The 19,009-nt window shown below is 40.2% G+C and carries 20 protein-coding genes; 12 read left to right on the top strand and 8 right to left on the bottom strand.

What is annotated here, in order from left to right; all coding sequences use genetic code 11:
- Positions 1 to 32: 32 nt before the first annotated feature.
- Positions 33 to 1,220 (bottom strand): F420-0:Gamma-glutamyl ligase, encoded by a 1,188-nt coding sequence (locus AC2D3N_RS20510; protein WP_484691977.1) that lies wholly within the window; start codon positions 1,218 to 1,220, stop codon positions 33 to 35.
- Positions 1,221 to 1,491: 271 nt separating this feature from the next.
- Here AC2D3N_RS20510 and cruF point away from each other — a divergent pair, with 271 nt between their 5' ends.
- From cruF to AC2D3N_RS20490, 4 genes are all read left to right on the top strand, one after another.
- Entirely contained in the window at positions 1,492 to 2,409 is a 918-nt protein-coding gene (gene cruF / locus AC2D3N_RS20505; RefSeq protein ID WP_079680736.1) for a gamma-carotene 1'-hydroxylase CruF, read from the top strand.
- Between the two features lie 120 nt (positions 2,410 to 2,529).
- Entirely contained in the window at positions 2,530 to 3,759 is a 1,230-nt protein-coding gene (gene cruG, locus AC2D3N_RS20500; RefSeq protein ID WP_484691976.1) for a 2'-O-glycosyltransferase CruG, read from the top strand.
- Between the two features lie 216 nt (positions 3,760 to 3,975).
- Positions 3,976 to 4,527 carry a Panacea domain-containing protein gene (locus AC2D3N_RS20495; RefSeq protein WP_079680735.1) on the top strand — a complete coding sequence of 184 codons (552 nt, stop codon included), beginning with the start codon at positions 3,976 to 3,978 and terminating at the stop codon, positions 4,525 to 4,527.
- An 11-nt stretch (positions 4,528 to 4,538) separates the two neighbouring features.
- On the top strand, positions 4,539 to 4,904 hold the full coding sequence (locus AC2D3N_RS20490; RefSeq protein ID WP_484691975.1) for a hypothetical protein: 366 nt from the start codon (positions 4,539 to 4,541) through the stop codon (positions 4,902 to 4,904).
- Positions 4,905 to 5,024: 120 nt separating this feature from the next.
- Here the strand turns inward: AC2D3N_RS20490 and AC2D3N_RS20485 are convergent, their stop codons facing one another.
- A complete protein-coding gene (locus AC2D3N_RS20485) occupies positions 5,025 to 5,294 on the bottom strand; it encodes a hypothetical protein (RefSeq protein WP_026787989.1) in 270 nt (89 codons plus the stop codon).
- 61 nt (positions 5,295 to 5,355) lie between these two features.
- Positions 5,356 to 5,973, bottom strand: a complete 618-nt coding sequence (rimM, locus tag AC2D3N_RS20480) for a ribosome maturation factor RimM (protein ID WP_079680733.1) — start codon at positions 5,971 to 5,973, stop codon at positions 5,356 to 5,358.
- A gap of 87 nt (positions 5,974 to 6,060) precedes the next feature.
- Between rimM and AC2D3N_RS20475 the strand changes: the two genes are divergently transcribed.
- Positions 6,061 to 7,416, top strand: a complete 1,356-nt coding sequence (locus AC2D3N_RS20475) for a tetratricopeptide repeat protein (protein ID WP_484691974.1) — start codon at positions 6,061 to 6,063, stop codon at positions 7,414 to 7,416.
- A gap of 13 nt (positions 7,417 to 7,429) precedes the next feature.
- Entirely contained in the window at positions 7,430 to 8,035 is a 606-nt protein-coding gene (locus AC2D3N_RS20470; RefSeq protein WP_484691973.1) for a hypothetical protein, read from the top strand.
- Positions 8,036 to 8,291: 256 nt separating this feature from the next.
- Here the strand turns inward: AC2D3N_RS20470 and AC2D3N_RS20465 are convergent, their stop codons facing one another.
- Positions 8,292 to 9,083 carry a calcium-binding protein gene (locus tag AC2D3N_RS20465; RefSeq protein ID WP_484691972.1) on the bottom strand — a complete coding sequence of 264 codons (792 nt, stop codon included), beginning with the start codon at positions 9,081 to 9,083 and terminating at the stop codon, positions 8,292 to 8,294.
- A 302-nt stretch (positions 9,084 to 9,385) separates the two neighbouring features.
- On the bottom strand, positions 9,386 to 10,531 hold the full coding sequence (locus AC2D3N_RS20460; RefSeq protein WP_484691971.1) for a class I SAM-dependent methyltransferase: 1,146 nt from the start codon (positions 10,529 to 10,531) through the stop codon (positions 9,386 to 9,388).
- Between the two features lie 145 nt (positions 10,532 to 10,676).
- On the opposite strand from AC2D3N_RS20460, the gene AC2D3N_RS20455 reads away from it, so the two are divergent.
- The 3 genes from AC2D3N_RS20455 to AC2D3N_RS20445 all read left to right on the top strand — a co-directional run bounded on the left by AC2D3N_RS20455 (position 10,677) and on the right by AC2D3N_RS20445 (position 13,086).
- Complete coding sequence (locus AC2D3N_RS20455) at positions 10,677 to 11,051, top strand: DUF3110 domain-containing protein (RefSeq protein ID WP_079680728.1); 375 nt, start codon at positions 10,677 to 10,679, stop codon at positions 11,049 to 11,051.
- Positions 11,052 to 11,089: 38 nt separating this feature from the next.
- On the top strand, positions 11,090 to 12,013 hold the full coding sequence (gene murQ / locus AC2D3N_RS20450; protein WP_484691970.1) for an N-acetylmuramic acid 6-phosphate etherase: 924 nt from the start codon (positions 11,090 to 11,092) through the stop codon (positions 12,011 to 12,013).
- A gap of 107 nt (positions 12,014 to 12,120) precedes the next feature.
- Entirely contained in the window at positions 12,121 to 13,086 is a 966-nt protein-coding gene (locus tag AC2D3N_RS20445; protein ID WP_079680726.1) for a pentapeptide repeat-containing protein, read from the top strand.
- Positions 13,087 to 13,088: 2 nt separating this feature from the next.
- Here the strand turns inward: AC2D3N_RS20445 and AC2D3N_RS20440 are convergent, their stop codons facing one another.
- From AC2D3N_RS20440 to AC2D3N_RS20430, 3 genes are all read right to left on the bottom strand, one after another.
- Positions 13,089 to 14,768: a GUN4 domain-containing protein gene (locus AC2D3N_RS20440; RefSeq protein WP_484691969.1), complete on the bottom strand. Its 1,680-nt coding sequence runs from the start codon at positions 14,766 to 14,768 to the stop codon at positions 13,089 to 13,091.
- A 74-nt stretch (positions 14,769 to 14,842) separates the two neighbouring features.
- Positions 14,843 to 15,313 (bottom strand): DNA phosphorothioation-associated protein 4, encoded by a 471-nt coding sequence (locus AC2D3N_RS20435; RefSeq protein ID WP_079680724.1) that lies wholly within the window; start codon positions 15,311 to 15,313, stop codon positions 14,843 to 14,845.
- Positions 15,314 to 15,331: 18 nt separating this feature from the next.
- Positions 15,332 to 15,658: a nucleoside triphosphate pyrophosphohydrolase gene (locus AC2D3N_RS20430; RefSeq protein ID WP_079680723.1), complete on the bottom strand. Its 327-nt coding sequence runs from the start codon at positions 15,656 to 15,658 to the stop codon at positions 15,332 to 15,334.
- An 88-nt stretch (positions 15,659 to 15,746) separates the two neighbouring features.
- Here AC2D3N_RS20430 and AC2D3N_RS20425 point away from each other — a divergent pair, with 88 nt between their 5' ends.
- From AC2D3N_RS20425 to AC2D3N_RS20415, 3 genes are all read left to right on the top strand, one after another.
- The gene (locus AC2D3N_RS20425) at positions 15,747 to 16,502 is read left to right on the top strand and encodes a class I SAM-dependent methyltransferase (RefSeq protein WP_484691968.1); all 756 of its coding nucleotides are present in this window, start codon (positions 15,747 to 15,749) and stop codon (positions 16,500 to 16,502) included.
- Positions 16,503 to 16,612: 110 nt separating this feature from the next.
- Entirely contained in the window at positions 16,613 to 18,061 is a 1,449-nt protein-coding gene (gltX, locus tag AC2D3N_RS20420) for a glutamate--tRNA ligase (RefSeq protein WP_484691967.1), read from the top strand.
- 20 nt (positions 18,062 to 18,081) lie between these two features.
- Complete coding sequence (locus tag AC2D3N_RS20415) at positions 18,082 to 19,002, top strand: CAAD domain-containing protein (RefSeq protein WP_484691966.1); 921 nt, start codon at positions 18,082 to 18,084, stop codon at positions 19,000 to 19,002.
- Positions 19,003 to 19,009 lie beyond the last annotated feature (7 nt).

Genomic DNA, 19,009 nt, shown 5'->3' with positions numbered 1-19,009 from the left:
GTTTCAACTGAGACTCTGACACTGATAACTGATTACTGATGACTGATCACTGATAAAGGGCGAATGAGTACCAGTGGGGTTTGCTCATCGGCATTTCCGGCGGGATTACTTCTTAAGGCTTGCTCGATCAAAGCCGGGGAAAGACCGGAGGTTGCTGCTAATATTTTAACGGCTTTTAAATCATTCACGTCTACAATTGCCGCTCCCAATCCCGTTTCTTTTTGTAGGGTGTTGACCACGTTTTGAGGATCATCTGGCCCTAAGACAATAAATTGATCATAGGGGGGTAGGGTTCCGGTCACATCATCAATCAATCGGGCTTGTTCTCCAGCCAATTGATAAAACACCCCTGGTTTCCCGAGCAGTTTGGCGATAGTTCCTACCACGATAGCAAATAATACCCGGGCTGATCCGACCTGATTCACTAAGGTTTGCATCCCGCAGGCCGTGGCTAAACTGGAAGTAGGCATAAAGAAATAACAGACCCGTTGAGCCACCCATCCCGGCTTGATTTGGCTAGGATGATAAAATCGTCCTTGCATTAGGGCGACGGGGGTTTCTCCCAAGGTGACAATATCCCCGGCTTGAGCATGGGGAAGCACATACCTTTTAATCACCTCAACGGGATCATCGATATGGGTTAATAAATGGGTACGAATCGGATAAACTTCGGCAACTCCTTCTACGACTCGTTTATTCGGAGCCAGGGTCGGGTCGGGATATTGGAGAGGGAGGACAAGGTGGCGCACTTTGGGGATGCGTCCTTGGGGCCCGTAGGTCAGATACTTAACTTTCACCCAAGCCGATTGTAAAGCTCTGAGATCAATCCCTTCGATTTCAATTAAAACTTTAATTCGGGTGGTTTTTTGGGCTTTAACAATATACCCAAACCAATAGTTATCTTCCCTAGCACCTGCATCAATATGGGCGGGAATCACTTTAATTGTGTGTTTAATCCCGTCTAAACTCGCTTTAGACAAAAGGGTCAGTTGGGCTCTGACTTCCGGTATCATAATCTCCAGATTTGAGGTCAGGTTCTGGAACTCCAGTTCTCCCCGCAAGACATAATGGCGGTCGTCGGATAAATCCAGATTCCATTCTCCCTGTGTGAGTTCTAGTTTATTCCCCGGACGCAGACGATATTGAATTTCTAGCCCCAATGTTCCTAAACCTAGTAAAACTAATGCGGCTGTTGTTACCAGGCTCAAACCTGCTGCCATTACACCACTTCCCCTTTTAAATGTGCGTAGTTAATGCAAACCGACATCCGATTTGCACTCCCATCCTACCGCAGCCCGTCTGTTCTAAAATTCTTAAGTTAAATTATAAAAACAACCTCTAAGTGTCCCAAAGTATTAATAAGACTTATCCCACCGGGATATGGGGGGGAGAGTACACCTGATCTAGCACAAAAGGGTATATCCTTGTTTAAAGATTTGTAAAATTCACCCAAAACGCTTGACGTATCTTAATACTTTTTCAAGGAGTCCCATGAAGCACAAGTCAATTGCGGAACGATTTTGCCTCACGGCTCACGTTGTGTCAACCCTATTTGGACTGACAGGGTTATTGTTTATTCTCCCGAACCCTGAACTGGTCGCTAATTTACCTCCTATGGGGATGAATATCTTCGTCTGGAGTATGGCGACCGGAGGCGTAGCTTATATTGTTTTTGGGGCAGCGACGCTGGCATTATATGGCTATAGAACTTTAGGGTTAGGAACAACCTTAGCTTTTATGATTCCATCCCTATTGTTATCCTTATCCAGTGAACTTTTAGGAACCAGCACCGGATTTCCCTTTGGTCATTATCAATATTTGAGTGGTTTAGGTTATAAAATCGCCGGACTGGTTCCCTTTACTATTCCATTATCTTGGTTCTATATGGGCTTAACTTGCTATTTGTTAGCCCGGGCGGGTTTAAAATTAAAAATGGGAGACAGTTGGGTACGTCAACTTTCAGTCTTAGCGTTAGGGGCTATATTACTAACCGCTTGGGACTTAGTATTAGACCCCGCCATGAGTCAGGCTACTTTTCCCTTTTGGCAATTTCAAGAAGTTGGTGAATTCTTTGGAATGCCCTACCGAAATTTAGCCGGATGGATGGGAACTGGCTTTATTTTTATGGGCGTTGGGGCGTTTTTATGGCGCAAAACTCCGATTGCTTTGTCTCGCTCCCAATTAACCTTACCTCTGATTGTTTATATCACCAATTTCTTTTTTGGAGCGGCGATTACCGTTGTCGAATTAGATGCTCGTTTCCTGTTTCCCGTGGCTTTAAGTATTCTATTTGGAGTGGTTCCGGCGATCGTTTTCTGGTGGAATGCTAAACCCTCTTTAGATACCATGGAAAGTTTATTATCTAGTGATAATATTACTCCCTCAGCCGTTGAAGTGGTTGCAAAGTAAGCATTAAGATTTAAAGAGGATGGGCTTTGCCCATTCTTTTTTATGGGAAAATATTTAATATCCTCTTAATTATTCTTCTTTGTACCTTTGTGTTTCCTATTCCCTTCTATACTAATTTTAATGTTGAATCCAATTTTATTAACAATTCCTGATTTTTTAGAGAATAATTCCTGGGTTATATTATTTTTTGGGGTTATATTACTCTTGCAAATTCCCGCCGCAATTATTTTATTGTCTCGGTTATTAAAAGGGGCGATGCGGGTTCCGCCTCTGCAACCGCAAAACCCCACCTTAGAACTCTTAGGAACTGTGAGTATTGTGGTTCCTACCTTGAACGAAGCTGCCAGGGTAACGCCCTGTTTAGAAGGGCTAACACGGCAAAGTTATGAAGTACGAGAAATCCTAATTGTTGATAGTCATTCCCAGGATGGAACCCAGGATATTATTGAAAAATTTGCTGAATCTGATCCGAGATTTAGACTGATTTTAGATGATCCCTTACCTCCAGAATGGGTGGGTCGTCCTTGGGCTTTAAATACGGGTTTTTTAAATAGTTCTGAAAAAAGTGAATGGATTTTAGGCATTGATGCGGATACGCTCCCGCAACCGGGTTTAGTGGCGAGTGTGGTGAAAACTGCGATCGCCAATCAATATGATTTATTATCCCTATCCTGTAAATTTATTCTTAAATATCCAGGGGAATTGTGGTTACAACCCGCCCTATTAATGACTTTAGTTTATCGGTTTGGATCACCGGATTTATCGCCCCAAAAACCCGAACGAGTCATGGCAAATGGTCAATGTTTTTTATGTCGGCGTTCGGTATTAGAAAAAGTCGGGGGATATTCGAGTGCTAAAAATTCCTTTTGTGATGATGTAACTTTAGCAAGAAATATCGCTCAACAAGGCTTTAAAGTGGGTTTTTTAGATGGAGCAAATCTGTTAACGGTGAGAATGTATGATGGGTTAAAAGATACTTGGGAAGGTTGGGGGCGATCGCTCGATCTCAAAGATGCTTGTTCTAAAACCCAACTATGGGGAGATTTATTTCTCTTATTAGCAGTTCAGGCTTTACCCTTACCATTATTACTCATTAATCTAGGCTTTTCCTCTAACCTAGCCTTACCCAGTTTTTTGAGTTCAACCCTATTAGGATTAAACGGTTTTTTAGTATTTTTACGGATAATATTAACCGCCGCAATTTCTTTATCCTATGATTTGAGTCAAGCTCAAATGCCTTGGGTATTTTGGTTATCTCCCCTAGCTGATCCGGTCGCCGTATTACGATTATGGATATCAGCAACTCAGACTCAAATTCAATGGCGAGGGAGAACCTATGAAAAGAATTAAAACCTAAAAATTGATGATGAATTTTTGATTATCTGGTTTTTTTTCCAAGTCTAATTTTGTGTTTGCAAATATTTGTTAAGTCTTAGAAAACTGTCCTTAGTATTGCTATAATTGAAACATCCGATTACTACTTGCCAAGAGTGCCGATTACTGAATTTTTGTGTTTCTGTAATGGTGTCAGGAATTGTTTGTTAGTGTAATTAGGGAAATATTCTTATGGAATACCAATTTGATTTTAATATTGAGAAAGGAATAGAATCTGTTCTTTACATATTAGAGCTATTAGAGAATAAGGCTCAACCAACGTTGCATCGTGTTTCTAAAGTTTTATATTTTGCAGATAAGGAACACTTAGAAAGATATGGGAGACTTATTTTTGGCGATAGCTATTACGCCATGAAACATGGCCCCGTACCAAGTCAGATTTATGATTTACTGAAATTAGTGCGTGGAGATTTGTCTCCTAGCTTTCAGCCACCTAGAGAAATATCTGAACAGGTTCTTCATGCTTTCAAGATAGTTGATAAGCATGACATCAAAAAACTAAGAGAGTCTAATACAGATTTTTTGAGTGATTCTGATATTGAATGTTTAGAACATTCAGCAACAAAATATGGAAATTTATCTTTTGCAGAGCTTACGCAGTTAAGTCATGATCGCGCCTGGGAATCTGCGGATGAGAACGATATAATTAATGTGGAAGATATGATCAAAACCTTTGATAATTCCGAAGAACTGCTTGAACATTTGCAAAATCCACACCCATAGTTTAGAACTTTATGCCAGCAAAGTGGGAAATATTTTATGTGAAATCTTGCCGTTATAGTAAGCCACCCAAGGATAAGTTTGTTTTAATCGCATATATTGATCCTTCACCTTATGGATTTATGATTAATTCCAAAATTAATAACTATATTCAGAATAGAGATTATTTGCTATGTTGTGAGGCAGAAATTATTGCGAGCGAGCATAATTTTCTGAAGTATAATTCTTACGTTGATTGTACGGCAGGGTTTACTTTTAATGCTAGTGAGTTGATTAGTTCAAGAGGATTTTTGAGTGATGCTGGACAGGCTAAGGTAATTAACGCCGTGAAGTTATGTCCTGTGTTAGAGAAAATACATAAAAACAGAATTTTAAAATAGGGCGATCGCTAAATATTTAACTTTGGACAAAATTAAAAGCCTATAAAGTTCTCCCCCGTTATGAGGGAGAACTTTACTAAATCAGCACTCGACAATAAACAATCAACGGTCAGCAAACTGCTAGTTAACTCGTTCCAACTGCCAGAGAATTTGATTACCTTCTCGCCGCACTCTGGATACTTCCCAATTGCGCCAGGCCCAGTTATCCCCTCGACTGGTGACAGCACTAGCATTAATATCCATGAGATCAGCCAGTTCAGAACTACTGATTAAGTAGCCCTTGGTAGCAATTTCATCAGCAATATGCAGGGTTTCGATCAAATTGCGAAGTTGGTTCACCCTAACCTCGCGTGGTAGGTTTTCCAGTGAATCGTTAATTAAGTCAGTCATGGCAAGATCTCAGACAGCAAGATTAGAGTCTATCACACAGCCTGTTAAGAAAAGGTTTCGTTCACACCGTTTCCTCAATTAACCCAGAGGGCGGGGTAATTTCAATCCGTTTTTGTTCTAAATCCACAACTGGAACAATCTCTTTAACAAAGGGAATCAAAACCGTAGGTAGGGGTTTAGGTTTACGTTTCTTCTTAGATTTACGATGAATCCCCTCGGGAATCGGTTCAGAAACGAGGGTATCTTGGGTGGGAGTTGGGGAATTTAACTCCACTTCGAGTAAATCATTCCCGGCTGAAATCACATCTATGACTTTTCCAATCACTTGCGCTTTTCTTTGGTCAAAGACTTCCAACCCAATTAAATCTAAAACATAAAATTCGCCTTCCTCTAAATAGGGACGATCTTGGTCGGTAATCAATAATGGACAGCCCTGTAACGCCTCCGCCTGATTTCGATCTTCAATTCCTTCAATTTCAACCACATAAATGCCTTTACTGGGCATTAAATAGCCGCCCAAAAATTCCACGGGTTCAGGTTCAGTTTGTCCGGGATGTAATAACCAGCGCTGACCCGGTTCGATAAATCGTTCAGGAAAATCCGAATTGGGATAAACCCGCACTTCTCCTGTTAACCCGTGAGCCGCAACAATAGTCCCGATCTCGATCCACTCAGACATGATAATATTTCTTAATTCTTGCTGTTCTTCAATAATTTGATCCTGGGGATATCCAATTTGGATTTCCTCAATTCACGCTTAGATGATATGAAAAACAAAAACAAATTTGCGCTCACCTTCGCCTTTTGTCGATTTGGGACAGTGGGGAAGTTCACACCTAAGCTATTTGATCAACGGAGCCAGATTGCTACCGTTACCATTTTACTGTTTTTTACCTGTTTATCCACATATTCCCTGGCTCAAAATTCCCCGTTATCAGAATCTTCTGTCCGGGAACAGGAGATTAAAAATCAAGTAGAAAATCAGGTTGATAATACCTTCCGTCGCTATCTGGCATTATTAAGTTTAATTTTACTATTGTTATTGCTGTTGAATACGATCGCAGCCTGTGGAGTTTGGTTTTTACTGAAAAAATTAGCCCAACAAACGGCATCCGCAGAGCAGGAAATTGAAAGTCTCAAAACCGATACCCTGACGGAGATGGAACGGGTACTTACCGAAGCTAGACAAATTTTATATCAATTGCAAAATAAAAATGATTTAGCCCACGAAACCTTACAAACTCTAACGACTCAAACTGCTTTACCAGTCATTGAAGCGGTTTGGGTGGAACAGGCAGAAAAAAATGAATCCCTTTCAGAGATGGGAGAATTATTACCCGAAACAAATCATCAATCCGCCACACTAGAAACAACATCCCCGGTTAATAATTCTGAGAATATTTTAATCCCGGTTTTCTTACCATCTGCTTCAGAAACTGAAAAAACCGAAGTTGGGGAAAAATCTTCACCAGACACGGGGGCGGAAACTCCAGCTTCAGAAGTTGAACCGGAAGAACAACTTAGACAAGCGATTAGTTTAGCCAAACAGGGAGATAAATTATTTTTAGAAGGGGATTTAGAAGGGGCAGTTCAAAGTTATGATGAGGGTTTAAAATTCAAACCGGATTTAGCAGAAGTTTGGAATAATCGCGGGGTAGCACTAACTCGATTACAACGCTATCATGAGGCAATTGTCTCCTATGAAAGAGCGATTCAATTGCGATATAATTATGCCGATGCTTGGAATAATCGAGGAGTGGCTTTAGGAAAACTGAATCATTATGAAGCTGCGATTTTATCCTACCAACGAGCTATTGATTTAAAGTCTAATTATATGGATGCCTGGAATAATCGGGGCTTTGCTTTAGCGAAACTTCAAAAGTATGATGAGGCGATTTCATCCTATAATCAAGCGGCTAAAATTCGTCCTGATTTTTACCGAATTTGGTATAACAAAGCCCGATGTTATGCGGTTCAAGGGCAAGTGGAATTAGCCCTGGAAAATCTAAAACGGGCTACGCGCTTAAATCCTGAAGCCTGTCAAAAGTTAGTTAAACGGGAAACGGATTTTGACCCGATTCGACAGGACAAAAACTTTAAAAAGTTAAATTTTGACTCCTAATTATTGCAGTTAAATGAATATAATTGAATTGATTTTAGTTGGTTTTTCCGCTTGTTTTAGTATTTTTTATCCAGATTTATTTGATTATAAATCTTATAAATTTCAAGATTTAATCAATTACCCGTATGACAATTCCTTGGCAATATCCGATACCAGTAGCGATGGCGTAGACACCGCCTGGCGGGATCGCATTGTAATTCGAGATTTAGTTCAAACGGAAATTTCCCAGAGTTTCAGGCGGGTTAACCCGTTATTATCAACTTGGGTTTTAGTAGCTGTTTTGATTCCTAGTGCCAGTGTTTTAAGTATTTTAATTTTGTTTTTTAAAATTACCCGAGAGAGCCGGAAATTCTCCCAACATTTAGAGACGGTGAAAGATGATTTTATTCCTGAATTTTATGCCAGAATTGGTGAAGCCCAGGACATTGTTTATGATCTTCAGGATTCTTTTCAAGTCACCGAAGAAGCGATTCAAGGAATACAAGCAAGGCTAGATTCTCTTTCTACTCAAGATGATGATTTAGAAGAATATACGGTAGAAGATGATAAAAAAAGACTCAGAAATCGACGAATGACACCCTCAAAAAATAGGGAACAGGGAATAGGCAATAGGGAATAGGCAATAGGGAATGAGTTTGCACAGATTTAGATTTACTAGAGACGTGCCCGAGCGCAGCGATGCCGTAGGCTATTGGCGCATCTCTACAACTGTAATGCGTAGCTCTATATTGCTTGAACTCTGTTTTAGGGGCAATTCATGAATTACCTGTCTTTGTTTGACTGGGCTAGATACGAGAATCCCACCCCTTTAGCGTAGCGCCGGGGTGGGAGTGTCAACCCTACTTAATCATTAACCTATTCTGAGTTAATTTTGATTAAACAAATACATATTGATTACTGTCTAATGTTGATGAAATATTACCTTGAACAACTGCTAATAACTGTTGTGACCCATTAGCATTCAGTTTGAAAATTGCCACTCCTGGGGGTACATTGGCGGGTAAATTACCAATAGTATATAAATCGGGGGTACCACCTAAAAGTAACTTATCTTCATCTCCATTAAAATCCGTAATCAGGGTATAGCCTAAATTATCATTAGAAATGCCTACCAGGGTATCATTGCCTCGGTCACCTAAGAGCAAATCGTTTCCCGTCCCACCAATTAAACCATCATTACCTTGACCGCCATAAATACTATCATCCCCACCATCGCCAAACAGTGTATCCTGGTCATTATTCCCAAATATCACATCGGATTCTGTCCCCCCATAAACCGTATCAATTCCGATATCACCAAATAGAGTATCAAATCCGCTACTTCCGATCAGTAAATCACTCCCTTGACCAGAAAATAGAATATCATTTCCATTTTGTCCTTCCAGAAAATCATCTCCCAGGAAACCAATAATCGTGTCATTTCCGTCTCGACCGGCAATCACATCACGAAGCGCTGTTCCTTCTAAGATATCATCATTTTTTGTCCCAATCAGGGATGCAGCCGGGGTTAAGGGTGCAATTTGATCTCCATTACGGCGTAAAAAGAAGGAGTCTGCACCTTCACCGCCGATGAGTGTATCCACTTCATCATTAAACACAATGATGGCTGGGGTAGCAGTGTTGGTTTCTCTGGCCACGGGAATAGATACAGGTTGAAAGTTTGACATTGTACTTAAGGGTAAACAACAAGCGAGGGCAAGAACAAAAACAACATTTTACACTCAATTCACTATTTTTTATACCTTACAAACTTCTCTATAAATGGTTGTGTTGTTTTTTCGCTCTACTCCTCTTGCTCATTAGACTCCGACTAGCACAAAGAATCAGGATTGTTTTTGACAATGTTGGGGATAGGTCGTTTAAAGGGGTAACGGCTGATGGTATCGAAGGATTTAATTATGGTATGGTATAGGGTTGAATTAACAGGACTTACGCAAAACAACCATATCTAGCGAACGGCCGTTCGCCCCTACAGATGGTGTATAATTGGGTATTCTGCGTAAGTCCTAATTAAATTTTCCAGGGTTGTTGTTTCAAAAACCCATTCTAATCCTTGAGTGTTGACCCCTTTAATTAAAATAATATCTTGCTGGGAAATTTCAGCTAAGGGAAGTTGATAAGACCAAGACCATTGAGCATCAGAATCATGGGGTTTAACAGAAAATAAGCCATTTTGAACGAATCTGCCATTAATTGAAATGAGAATAGAATCTAATTGACTGCTGGGATTAACTTCTGCTATTGTTCCGGTTAATAAAAGATTTCCCTCTAGGGTTAATTCACACCGTTCTATTTTTCCTTGGGGATGGTGAGTAAATTTTAGGGAAGATAGGGATTTTTGAGGAGTACGAGTGACTAAATATAAATCTTGATAGCCACAAATTCCTTTAGGAATTCGAGAATAAACCGCTTCCCCTTGACTAATTGTTTTTAAACTCTGCGCCACGAAATTTTCACCAACATAACTAGTGCCATATTCATTCATATCTAAACTTCTACTTTCACTATTGGGAATAAATAAAATATCTGAGGAGGAAATAGCTAAATGGCTGGGTAATAAGTCCCGGTCATGAACACTAAACATCAATATTCCTTGAGGAGATAATAAAGAATAGAGTTTTTGTAACCAAGTTAAAAAGGTAGCTTCAGGAAGATGACTAAAAAACGAACAGGCTAAAATGCCATCAAAGGATTGTTGGAGTGGATAGTCCTGGGGATAGGTGGTAGAAACAATTCCCTGCACCCCGAATTGTTCGATTTGAAACTGCACCGCCTGGGCATAAATATCAGAAATCCAAAGGTTTTGGGGCGGGATTTCCTGAACTAAAAACCGGGTAAAACGACCATAACCACTGGCAAAATCCAGGAACGAAGAAATCCGATCTAATTGTCCAAACTGCCACTTTAAAACCTGTCTAACACTATCTAAAATCCGACGCCCATTAAAATAATAACGAATACAAGCGCGATCGGGTGTACCGTGATTCGCTAAGGCAAATAAATACATTTCATCCTGATCACAAATAGTCGAATTAAAGGTATCGGGAAATAAGGTTTGATCTTGAATAAACTGTTTCAGAGCTAAGGATTGAGGGGCTAAATTAACAAACTGCATTGATTGTTTTAAAAAATATAAGTTTTCCGATCCAGTTCATCTTACAGAAGACTGGGAATCGAAACAATCTGATCCCCTTGTGAAAAATTCCCCCCTTTGGCGGTAAAATGGTAAAGCAATAGTGATCACAACTTCATCCAAAGCTATGCGAGTTTATGTACTACTGTTCAACGCTGGAACAGAAAATGAAGGAATTCATACGATTCAGATGGGCGATCGCAATAAAGTGTTAATATTTGAAGACGAGGATGATGCCATTCGCTTTGGCGTGCTTCTGGAAGCTCAGGATTTCCCAACGGCTACGGTTGAGGCTATTGACGAGGAAGAAATCAAGGAATTTTGCATTTCGGTTGACTATGACTGGGAACGGGTTGGGTCTGGAGAGTTAGCCATTCCTCCCGAAAATAACGTTGATCAAACGGATTGGCAAGTCGAGGAAGACCAACCCCCAGAGAAAGAGCCGGATTTTGTCTCACCGGAACTAGACGATATTCGCAAACGGCTAGAAGGGTTATTATAGGTGGGTTTAAAGAGTACAGATTGTAGGTCAAGATCAATATGGAACAGTGGGAATCCCGGGGACATTTATTAACGGAACAAATCAACGTCAGCAGTCAGAACTTAGATCAACTGACCTCTTTGGAATTAGTGGATTTGTTCAACAGGGAAGATGTCCAAACCTTGTTGGCGATCGCCCGTTCCCGTGAATCCTTGGCCGAAGCCATTGACCTAGCCACGGCCGCACTGCGTCAGGGGGGGCGTCTATTTTACGTTGGAGCGGGAACCAGTGGCCGTTTAGGGGTTCTGGATGCGGCTGAATGTCCCCCCACCTTCTGTACCCCTCCAGAACTAGTTCAGGGCATTATTGCCGGGGGAGCCGGGGCTTTGGTTCGCAGTTCGGAAGATTTGGAAGATCGGGCCGAAGATGGAGCCGGGGCGATCGCTCTGCGTCAAATTACTTATTTAGATGTGGTGGTGGGAATTACGGCCGGAGGGACAACTCCTTTTGTCCAGGGGGCGTTACAAGCGGCTCGTCAACGGGGGGCAAAAACCGTATTTATTGCTTGTGTTCCGGTGGAGCAGGTGGAATTTGAGGCGGATGTGGATATTCGTCTATTAGTCGGGCCAGAAATCTTAGCGGGTTCAACCCGATTAAAAGCCGGAACTGTGACCAAAATGGCGTTAAATATTCTCTCAACTAGCGTTATGGTTAAGTTGGGGAAAGTTTATGGGAATCGCATGATTGATGTGGCGGTGACCAATAAAAAATTACACGATCGCTCCTTAAGAATATTAATGGATTTGACGGAAATTGATCGAGAAGCAGCTGAAATTTTATTAGAAAAAAGTGGGAAATCCGTCAAGTTAGCTCTATTGATGCAGTGGACAGGATTAGATGCTGTATCCGGTCAAGATTTATTAAATCAGCATCAAGGACAATTAAGACAGGCGGTATTGAGTCGGAATTTGCCATTAAGATGAGATGGGTTTCTCCTACCTCAAAACAGTAGTAAAGATGTCCAGATTGATTTTTCCATGTTTTATGAGCATCCTCTTAAAACTGATTCAAGTTAAGGGTCACTTTAACCATGAATGATCAAGAGTTAAAAGAACAAATTAAAACCCTGATTCATGCGAATACAAATAATTTATTGGCATTAGCTAAACTTGTTGGTATTGATGCAAAACATGATTTAATTGGAATTAATTTACAGGGTATTGATTTAACCAAGGCTGATTTAAGAGAAGTTAACTTCAGTCAAGCTAACCTCAGCCATGTTAACCTGACAGAAGCTAATTTAAGTCAAGCTAATTTAAGTCAAGCCAATTTAAGCGGCGTTAACTTGATGGGGGCAAACCTCAAGAATGCTGATTTAACGGGAGCCAACCTGAGTAATTCCAACTTAATTGGTGCCGATTTAACCGCAGCTAATCTGAGAGAAGCTGACTTAACCGAAGCTTACCTGAGTCAAACCAATTTAAGTGGAGCTAACTTGAGTAAAGCCTATCTCAGTGGGGTCTATTTAGGGAATACAAATCTGGCGGAAGCCAACCTGAATCAAGTCTATTTGAGCAAAGCCAATTTACAAGGGGTTGACTTGAGTGGAATTAACTTGAGTCAAGCTTATCTGATGGGAGCAAATCTGAGTCAGGCTAATTTAAGTCATGCGAACTTGAGTGAAGCCAACTTAAGTCAAGTGAATCTGGCTCAAACCAATTTGACCGAAACTAACTTAAATCAAGCTAATTTGATAGGAGCAAATTTAAGTCGAGCTAACCTCACCAACACCGAACTAATTGGAAGTAATTTAAGTCGAGCCAATTTAACAAAAGCTAACCTATTTCAAGCTAATTTGAGTCTAGCTAATTTGAGTTTCGCTGATTTAAGTTGGGCAAATTTAAGTTTGACTAAAATTAGAGAAATTACTGTTAAAAAAGCTCATTTTAGATATAATTTAGGTATTTCCCAACAAACCAAAGATGAACTAATGAGTCGGGGTGCAATATTTGATGATAATTTAGGCAATGGCTTGGGTATTTTGATCTCTGATTAATTTTATAGAAAAGTTTCATGACAACTTTTTACACGAGAAAAGAATAAGTGCATCTGCCAAACTAACCAAGACCCCACTCGCCAAGCTCCCATGGAAAGTTTTTCTGTTGACGCTTGGGCAGATAATTCAAAATTCGGGTCATAGTGTAACCATTGGGCAGGTAAGTGCCCCATGGGGGTCATCGGGGACAATTTAAAGGTTAGTGCTTCGTAGTCTAACCACTTGCCCTCTTTTCGCCACCCCAGGCGCTCGCCGAGTCTCTTTTCCGTTTCATAATCAACTTGACCCCCCATTTCACTCCAAATTGTTTGCTGAATACTAAAGCCAAAATAACCATAACTATATTGTTCCCAAAGTTGATCAATTGTCTGGAGATCTTGACCAGAAAAGTTATCAATATCTTCCTTATAAACCTCATTCCAATACTTCTTACCCATGACTTTTAGCATTAATTGAGTGGTTTCAAGATCAGCTTCTTTCCAACTATGCTGGGCAAGGAGATCCCGCAATTGGGTATAATCAATATTTCGATCACTGCGAAATTCTTGGGTTAACAGAATAGGACGATTACTTAGTCCCATTGATCTTGTTTTTTCAAAAGTAGATAGGGGGACGGTAGGAACAAACGTTACTTCTGTAATGCCTAGAACTTTTCTTTGATCAGTGAGTTGGTTGGAGATATAGTTAGAGATTAAATCAATACCTTGGTCTAAAAATATACCATTTTCACCGCCATCAAAATTATGAATTTGCCAATCTAATAATTGAGATTGAATAAAAGCATCTTTTAATCGAGCTTTTTTCTCATAACTGGTTACCATAAAATCAAGAAAAGTTTCAGAAATCACCCCATCATCTTCCAGATTTACTAAATTGGCATCATATTTCAAAATATTATCCCCTAGATTTTTAATATCTCCGACCGTGGCATAAAAATATTCATCTACCTTGACAATTTCATCAATTAAAGATTGAAAAGGGCTGAAATAATCTTGTAAAGAGCTATCAAAATTAATAGCATTATGGGCAATTTTTGCTATTTTTTGACGAACTTTATAGGCTTTGCTTTGATATTCATAAATCTCTTGATGGACTTCTAAATCTTTAACTATTTGCTGAACAATTTCTTTCTGATTTTTGGTGTCTTCTGCAAGTTTTTGAATCCCTTCACTAATCAATCTTATTTTTTCTAACATCAAAAAATAAGCATTACTTAACAATAAAACTGCTTTAAAATTTTCTTGTTTCTCCCACTTTAGTTCCTCCAGTATTTTCGGATTTTCAGTGTTTTTCAACTCTAATTTTCTTCTTTCATTTTCCAAAGTTTTTATTTCTAAATATTTTTGTTTGAATAACTTTTTTAAGTCATCAGCCAGGGTTACCAAAAATCCATAATAACTATCCCTATAATTTTCTAATAAATTAATAATATGACTATAATCCTTAATAAATAATTGAATTTCATCAAAAATTTCTCCCTGGCTAATTTCTTCTTTTCGCTTAATGATTCCTCCCAACTGATAACGGTATCGAACACCCTCTTTAATTAATTTCTGATGTTCTCTAATTTTTTTCTGAACTGCTTTTACACCGTTATTTTTCAGGACGGGTAATCGATAGGTTCGTTCATAAATTAAAATGGTTTCGTAAGTAATCAGTTGTCTTTGCTGTTTGGATTGCATATTGTGAAAATCAGTTGAGGCCATTGAAATTGATCTAAGATCGAATCACTTGGTTATTTGACTCTATAGATGATTTAACCCAAAAAACGACTTAAATCAAATTCGCCTTCGGTTTGGGATGGGCGATCATGTTCTGCCATTAATATTAACAATAATCGATCCGAATAATCAACCGTTCCGCGACATTCTTCTCGTAATATCTCTAAGCCACCATTGGCATATTCTTCAAAAATCAATGCCCTTTCTTCTTCTGCTTCTAGTTCAAACGGAGATAAAAGTTTAGTATTTTGGGTTTCTGAAATTGCTACTAATTTGATAACTGCATCATACCCCCGAGAAATAAAAACCTCCAGGGAAATTGGCCCGGGATCTCGCTTAGAAAGTCCATCAACGGTCATCCGTTTTTGCCGTCGTTTTCCTAATAAGGCAGCAAAGGCAATCACGTCGGCGTAGGTTTGAAACGGCCCGGTTTTGCCTTCTATTTCTGTGAGCGATCGCACTAATTCCGCCTTATCTTTAGCAATTTTAATTCGACTAACAGCCATAATTAATCAGTATAAAAACTAAGTGGATTCAGTCCAAAGTAATTTGATTTTATGTTCAAATCCGCCTTTTTCTGCCCGTTTATGATCCCGTTCTAATAAAATTCGTTCATCTTCAATGCCGTAGGTTTCCATTAATGCCGCTATCACTTCCAATAAATCCGCTAATTCCTGGACTAATTCCCCAGGTGAGGCTTGAGCCGCTTCCTGGGCTTCTTCGATGAGTTTATCCCGTAAGGCTTGACGATATTCGGTTTCTGATAACGTTGTAATATTATACTGAAATCCTGATTTTTGAATCAGTTCTGGGATGCGATCGCGGACTAATTTGTTATATTCTTGATGCAAGGTATAATTCTCCTATAAAATAATTGCACCTAATTTTTATTTTGTGCTATTTTTTATAGTTTAACAAGAGTTGCAAGCTAAGTAAACAATGAGCAAATCTTTATATCAATATTTATCCCCGATTCTTTATAGCATGGCGGTGATTTTGTTGGGATGTCTGTTTAACCCCGATCCCACCCTCGCCTTAACGGCCCCAAAAGTTGATTCTGTTTATGAATACCGTACCCTCCACAGTCCCGACGGGATTGGGAAATTTTATCTGGGCAGAGAAATTGCTCAGGTGATGGGCCATCAGGGAGCCGGATGGTTAGAACGTCCGAGTCGAGAAACCTCCGAACAACCGGAACAAGCGATCGCCGCCTTAAATTTAAAACCCAGCGATATTGTCGCCGATATTGGGGCGGGAACCGGATATTTTAGCTTTAGAATTAGCCCCTTTGTTCCCCAGGGAAAAGTCTTAGCTGTGGATGTACAACCGGAAATGTTGGAACTGATGAATTTTGTGAAAACCCAGGAAAATATTCAAAATGTTGAACCCATTTTAGGGACTGAAGATCACCCGAATTTACCCGAATCTACCGTGGATTTAGCCCTAATGGTTGACGCTTATCATGAATTTCAATATCCCCAAGAAATGATGCAAGGAATTGTCAAAGCCTTAAAATCCGGGGGACGGGTGGTATTATTAGAATATCGTCAGGAAAATCCTTTGATTTTTATTAAAGGACTCCATAAAATGTCAGAAAAACAGGTAAAAAAAGAAATGGCAGCCGTGGGTTTAAACTGGAAAGAAACCCAAGATTTTTTGCCCCAACAACATTTTTTAGTCTTTGAAAAACCCTGACTATTAACCAGCTTTAGAGAAAAATTCCTGCCGAAAGGGAACTTAATAATGGTAGGATAGCTGTATCAGTGCGTTTTTACGACTATGTTAAATTAAGAATTGATATCAATATGACTGTTAGAGTTCGTCTTGCTCCAAGTCCCACCGGAAATTTACATATAGGAACTGCTAGAACTGCCGTTTTTAACTGGTTATTTGCCCGCAACCAAGGAGGTACTTTTGTCCTGCGGGTTGAAGATACCGACTTAGAACGCTCTCGCCCTGAATATACGGAAAACATTCTCACCGGGTTGACTTGGTTAGGCCTAACCTGGGATGAAGGGCCATTCTATCAATCCGAGCGGTTAGAATTATATCGCCAAGCTATCCAAACCCTGCTGGAGAAGGGTTTAGTCTATCGTTGCTATTGCACCCCAGAGGAACTAGACGCCATGCGAGAAGGGCAGAAGGCTAGAAATGAAGCCCCTCGCTATGATAACCGCCATCGCCATCTGACGCCCGAACAGCAAGCCGCCTTTGAAGCCGAGGGTCGTCAGGCGGTGATTCGTTTCAAAATAGACGATGATCGAGAAATTAGCTGGAATGATTTAGTCCGGGGAAAAGTCACTTGGAAGGGCAGTGATTTGGGCGGTGATATGGTAATTGCGCGGGCTTCTGGTAGCGGCGAAATTGGGCAACCTCTGTATAATTTTGTGGTGGTTGTTGATGATATTGATATGAATATTACCCAGGTAATTCGAGGGGAAGATCATATTTCTAATACGCCGAAACAAATTCTGTTATATGAAGCTTTAAATGCCAATATTCCTGAATTTGGTCATACCCCTTTAATTCTGAATGCGGAGGGTCGCAAATTATCCAAACGGGATGGTGTGACCTCGATTTCTGATTTTAGAACTATGGGATATACGCCAGAAGCTCTTGCTAATTATATGACCCTATTGGGTTGGACTCCTCCCGATGCTACGGAAGAATTATTTACCTTGGAAACCGCAGCCAAACACTTTAGTTTTGAGCGAGTTAATAAAGCCGGGGCAAAATTTGACTGGGATAAATTAAATTGGATTAATAGCCAATATCTTCATAAAATGCCGATCCCAGAATTAACTCAGTTATTGATTCCCTATTGGCAAGAAGCGGGTTATCAATTTGACTCTAATACCGATCAATCTTGGTTAGAACAGCTTACGGCTTTAATTGGCCCTAGTTTAACCACTCTGAAAGATGCGGTGGAAATGAGTCGATTATTTTTCACTGGAAGGGTTGAATTAGACGAGGAAGCAACGACTCAATTGCAACAGGAAAGTGCGATCGCCATTGTGCAGGCAATTCAGGATAAAATAACCCAACAACGAGATCAACCCTTAACATCTGATGCTGCTAAAGCAATAATTAATAGTGCGATGAAGGAAACAAACGTCAAAAAAGGGTTAGTAATGCGATCGCTTAGAGCAGCTTTGATGGGAACCATGCACGGCCCAGATTTAATTGAATCTTGGGTATTGTTCCATCAAAAAGGGATTGATTTAATTCGTTTTCAAACTGTTTTACCGGGTTAATATTTAACGAGGCAGATATTATGGCAAATTCTCCCAGATCTCGCAAATCATCCGATGCAAAAGGCAATTCTTCCCAATCTAAAAAATCTAAGCCTATAGTTGATCCAATTTCCGCCCCAGCATCTGAGGAAGAAACGGGAGTTGATGTCTCCTTATCCCCATCTTCAGAACCTCCGATCACGGTGGAAGAACCTGTAGCTGAAGAACCAATAATTGAGGAACCTCCTGTGGTTGCAGAAGAACCCGTAGCTGAGGAAACTCCGATCACGGTGGAAGAACCTGTAGGGGAGGAGCCACCCGTCGAGGAACCTCCTGTGGTTGTGGAAGAACCTGTAGCGGAGGAAACTCCTATTGCAGAAGCACCTGCACCCGCACCCGTAGCTGAGGAAACTCCTCTGACCCTGGAAGAACCCGCGCCGGAACCAATTGTGGAACAAACTATAGCAGAGGAACCTCCTGTTGTAGAGGAAGAACCCACACCGGAGCCCTTGGTTGAGGATCAGCCGAAATGGGTGAATACTTCAGCAACGGAAATTTTATTCAATGCTGAACCGATCAGTGCCAGTAAAGTTGAAGTGGTGATTGATTCTCCCACGACATTCTCCTATGATTCTGTTAACCAATCTGTACAACCCATGAAAGAAGAAATTCTCGCATTTTTATCTGAACTCCCGGAAAATTTAGGCAGTTTCTTTAAAGATTACAAACGTCCCTTAACGACGGTAGGTTTAATCGTTGCCTTCTTAATTACCTTCAAGATTTTAGTGGGATTAGTAGAAATTATTAATGAAATTCCTCTAATTAAACCCACCTTTGAAACCGTTGGTTTAGGATACTCAGCTTGGTTTATTTATCGTTATCTCCTCAAAGCAGATAACCGCAAAGAACTCAGTGCCGATTTTAATACCCTGAAAGAAGAAATCCTGGGTAAAAAATCATAAATAAAAT

Source organism: Planktothrix sp. PLAVEN19ND (genome assembly GCF_057220675.1).
This window is presented reverse-complemented; position numbering and strand designations above follow the sequence as displayed.

Coding starts and splice junctions, on each gene's coding strand:
- AC2D3N_RS20510 (WP_484691977.1), bottom strand. CDS start 1,220: ATGGCAGCAGGTTTGAGCCTGGTAACAACAGCCGCATTAGTTTTACTA.
- cruF (WP_079680736.1), top strand. CDS start 1,492: ATGAAGCACAAGTCAATTGCGGAACGATTTTGCCTCACGGCTCACGTT.
- cruG (WP_484691976.1), top strand. CDS start 2,530: ATGTTGAATCCAATTTTATTAACAATTCCTGATTTTTTAGAGAATAAT.
- AC2D3N_RS20495 (WP_079680735.1), top strand. CDS start 3,976: ATGGAATACCAATTTGATTTTAATATTGAGAAAGGAATAGAATCTGTT.
- AC2D3N_RS20490 (WP_484691975.1), top strand. CDS start 4,539: ATGCCAGCAAAGTGGGAAATATTTTATGTGAAATCTTGCCGTTATAGT.
- AC2D3N_RS20485 (WP_026787989.1), bottom strand. CDS start 5,294: ATGACTGACTTAATTAACGATTCACTGGAAAACCTACCACGCGAGGTT.
- rimM (WP_079680733.1), bottom strand. CDS start 5,973: ATGTCTGAGTGGATCGAGATCGGGACTATTGTTGCGGCTCACGGGTTA.
- AC2D3N_RS20475 (WP_484691974.1), top strand. CDS start 6,061: ATGAAAAACAAAAACAAATTTGCGCTCACCTTCGCCTTTTGTCGATTT.
- AC2D3N_RS20470 (WP_484691973.1), top strand. CDS start 7,430: ATGAATATAATTGAATTGATTTTAGTTGGTTTTTCCGCTTGTTTTAGT.
- AC2D3N_RS20465 (WP_484691972.1), bottom strand. CDS start 9,083: ATGTCAAACTTTCAACCTGTATCTATTCCCGTGGCCAGAGAAACCAAC.
- AC2D3N_RS20460 (WP_484691971.1), bottom strand. CDS start 10,531: ATGCAGTTTGTTAATTTAGCCCCTCAATCCTTAGCTCTGAAACAGTTT.
- AC2D3N_RS20455 (WP_079680728.1), top strand. CDS start 10,677: ATGCGAGTTTATGTACTACTGTTCAACGCTGGAACAGAAAATGAAGGA.
- murQ (WP_484691970.1), top strand. CDS start 11,090: ATGGAACAGTGGGAATCCCGGGGACATTTATTAACGGAACAAATCAAC.
- AC2D3N_RS20445 (WP_079680726.1), top strand. CDS start 12,121: ATGAATGATCAAGAGTTAAAAGAACAAATTAAAACCCTGATTCATGCG.
- AC2D3N_RS20440 (WP_484691969.1), bottom strand. CDS start 14,768: ATGCAATCCAAACAGCAAAGACAACTGATTACTTACGAAACCATTTTA.
- AC2D3N_RS20435 (WP_079680724.1), bottom strand. CDS start 15,313: ATGGCTGTTAGTCGAATTAAAATTGCTAAAGATAAGGCGGAATTAGTG.
- AC2D3N_RS20425 (WP_484691968.1), top strand. CDS start 15,747: ATGAGCAAATCTTTATATCAATATTTATCCCCGATTCTTTATAGCATG.
- gltX (WP_484691967.1), top strand. CDS start 16,613: ATGACTGTTAGAGTTCGTCTTGCTCCAAGTCCCACCGGAAATTTACAT.
- AC2D3N_RS20415 (WP_484691966.1), top strand. CDS start 18,082: ATGGCAAATTCTCCCAGATCTCGCAAATCATCCGATGCAAAAGGCAAT.